The sequence below is a fragment of the Caldisericota bacterium genome (assembly GCA_034717215.1).
Taxonomy (GTDB): domain Bacteria; phylum Caldisericota; class Caldisericia; order Caldisericales; family Caldisericaceae; genus UBA646.
The window spans coordinates 1-3,320 of record JAYELD010000002.1; the positions used below are offsets into that span (position 1 = coordinate 1).

The window sequence follows — 3,320 nt, forward strand, 5'->3', positions numbered from 1 at the left end:
TATGGAATTGCTGATAAAGTGCACAATGAATATCTCCAGCTTGGAGCAGAGATAGGGATGCTGGGCTTAGGAATCTTTCTCTGGCTCCTCATCACTTATTTTAATTACGGAATAAAACTTCTAAAAAGATTAAAAGACGAATATAAGCAGGGAATAGCAATTGGCTTAATGGGAGGGGTAGTTGCAGTTTTAATAGATGCTGTCTTTGGTTTCCCCCTGCACCTGCCGGCAACTCTGGTACTTTTCTGGCTGTTTATAGGGCTTGTCGTTTCCCTAAATCATTCTGAAAATCATTCCGGGCAGAGGCCAAAAACCAAGAGCGATAAAAGCGACAGAACAGAAAGCAATATCTATAGATTTAAGCCCCTCTTATATCTGGTAATTATAATATTATCTTTATTTCTCTGTGTAATGGTATCTCGCCCCTTTGTTTCTCAAGTTTACGAATTTTATGGTGTTGAGTATGCCAAAAAGGCTGATTACGATACAGCTGCCAGGTATTTTCAAGAAGCCTTAAAATGGAATCCTTATTTCGGGATGATGTATTATGATCTCGGACAGATCATATCCAAAAAAGGCATTTACACACCAGCCATAGAAAATTTTGAGAAAGCAGAAAAATATATGGACCATCCTGATTTACCCTCGAGGTTAGCCTATCTTTATTTTAAAAAAGGCCAGCTGGACAAGGGAATAACCAAACTAAAACAGGCGATAACTTATCAGAAGACTGAAGGAGCGATGGTTCCCCTATATACTGATTTAGGAAATAATTATATGAGGGTGGGGAGATACAAACCGGCTGAGATAGCTTTTAAGAATGCTCTTAAGATAAATCCCAAGTATGTTAATGCCCATTATGGGCTGGCGGGGGCTTACCTGCGGCAAAACAAGATAGATGAAGCTCAGGAAGAGCTGAAAAAGATTATTGAGCTTGCCCCGGACAGCCGGGAAGCCCAATACGCCCGGGAAACAATCCAAAAAATCGCCTTAGAAGAATTAAAAACCCAACCAACTGAAACCGACAATCCGTAATAATGGGAGGGGATCAGTTGGCCGGTTGGCTGGTTTGCCGGTTACCCGGTTATCCAGTTTGCCAGTTAAAATACAGTGATAAATGATGAATAATGTGTGACAAGTAATAGGTTTCTAGTTTATTGATTTATATACTATACGATAAACCCTATATGCTGAAATATAACTTGTAACTCGTCTTTAATTGGTGAATCGGCCAATCGGCAATCGGTCAATCTTAATCTTTATCCTTATCTTAACCGGTAAACCAGCCAACTGGGTAACCGGCTAACTAAAAAACAGGAGGTATTTCTAAAATGACAGAAATACAAGAAGAAGAAATTGATTTGCGTGAATACATCAATGTCTTACTAAAAAGAAAAGGTGTAATTATTTTAATATTTTTAATTGCGGTTATTACTGCTGCCCTGGTAAGCTATTTTTACTTAAAACCTGTCTATGAAGCAAGTACTATCTTAATGATTTCTAAACCAAAATATCAAGTAGAGCTTGAACCTAAAATACAAACTCAATTCACCCCGGAAGTCTCTTTAGCAACTTATGAAAGTTTAATAAAAGATAGAAAAATTGAAGAAGAAGTAATAAAGAAATTAAATCTGGACCAACCACCTTATGAATTTTCTCCTGACAGTCTACAGGGGATGATCACTATTGAATCATTAAAAAATACCAATCTTATAAAAATGAATTTACAAGCTGGTGAACCAAAATTAGCCAAAGACATAGCCAACGTATGGGCAGCCCTATTTATAGAAAAAAACAAAGATCTTAATTTACGGGAGAGCAAAGAAGCTCAAGGGTTTATTGAAGAACAGTTAAAAATTTCCAATCAAAATCTTTCTAAGATTGAAGAAGAAACCCGAGAATTTAATGAAACCAACAAGATTGATGCCATGGATAAAGAAGTTACTGTGAAACTCGACAAAATTATGGCGAATGAATCAAGACTGGCTGATGTAAAAATTAGTGCTGAAAGTGAAAAAGCAAAGATAGAAGAAATCAAAAGTCAAATGATTTTACAAGAAAAACTTATTTCCTCATCTAATATAGATAGACTTACTGAAGGAATGAAATTTGTCGAAGCAAAAGATTTTATTGAAAGCCAACTAAATTTATCTAGAAAAAATCTTCAAGCTAAAGAAGATGAGTTAAAAATCTTTAATCAAGAAAGTAGAATTTCTTTGTTAGAAAAAGAGATTACGAGCAAGGCAAACCAAATAATAAATTTTAACAACAGACTCATTAATCTTAAAGTATCAATAGAACAGGAAAAAGCAAAGATTGGGGCAGCGAAAGCACAATTAAACGAACAAGAAAAAACTTTTATTTTAACTAAAACTATTTATGATGATGCTTCCTTAAGTCAATTGATTTCGGAAATAAGCGAGGAAGAAGCATTATTATTAAAAAATTTAAAATTAAAAAGTGAAGAATTAAATTCTTTGTATATAAGTCTTGAAGGGAGAATAATTAATTCTGAAATTAATTTAGAGACCTATCAAACAGAAATGGCTCAAATAGTTGAAAATATCGGTATATTAGAAAATGAATTAGACAAAGATAAGAAAGAATTTGCTATTGAAAGGTTAAAATTATCTAACTTAGAAAGAGAGAAAGAAGTATTGGAGAGTACCTATATTATGCTTGCTAACAAAATGAAGGAAATAGAAATTGCTACTGCAACCCCTGAAAACCAGCAAAAAATTGCTCGCTTTACTAATCCTGAATATCTAAGTCTTCAAAAACAATTAATTGAATCAACTATTATGCAGAAAACTTTACAAGCAGAAGAAAAACAATTAAAAGAGAATATTGATGATTACTGGAAAAGAATTGAAAATCTGAAGCAAGAATTAGCTCAAGAGAAATTAACTCAATCGCGTTTGGAGAGAGAATATAACACTGCAAAAGGAGTTTATAATGTTCTTTCTCAAAAAAATGAGGAAGTTAAAATTGCTGTAGCTACAGAATCAGGACTGGTAAAGATTGCCAGCCTGGCTTATGAACCTAAATATCCCATAAAACCAAATAAAAAGCTAAATATCTTAATTGCCGGAGTGCTCGGGCTATTTGTGGGCGTGTTCGTGGCCTTCTTCCTCGAATTCTGGCAAAAAGGGAAATAAAAAATATGTCATTCCCTCGAAAGAGGGAATCCAGTATCTCCTCCCCCTTGAGGGGGGAGGATTAAGGTGGGGGTGCGGCAGGGGTTCGATTCATCGAACCCGCAATAGTCCTTTAAGATACAAGAATTATTATAAAAAGTAAAGCACTATGTTTAATAATTG

Annotated in this window: 2 protein-coding genes; both read left to right on the plus strand. The window is 34.8% G+C overall.

The window, feature by feature from the left end; all coding sequences use genetic code 11:
- Window positions 1-18: 18 nt before the first annotated feature.
- Window positions 19-1,035 (plus strand): tetratricopeptide repeat protein, encoded by a 1,017-nt coding sequence (locus tag U9Q18_00090; GenBank protein ID MEA3312760.1) that lies wholly within the window; start codon window positions 19-21, stop codon window positions 1,033-1,035.
- A gap of 296 nt (window positions 1,036-1,331) precedes the next feature.
- A complete protein-coding gene (locus tag U9Q18_00095; GenBank protein ID MEA3312761.1) occupies window positions 1,332-3,158 on the plus strand; it encodes a GNVR domain-containing protein in 1,827 nt (608 codons plus the stop codon).
- Window positions 3,159-3,320: the final 162 nt, after the last annotated feature.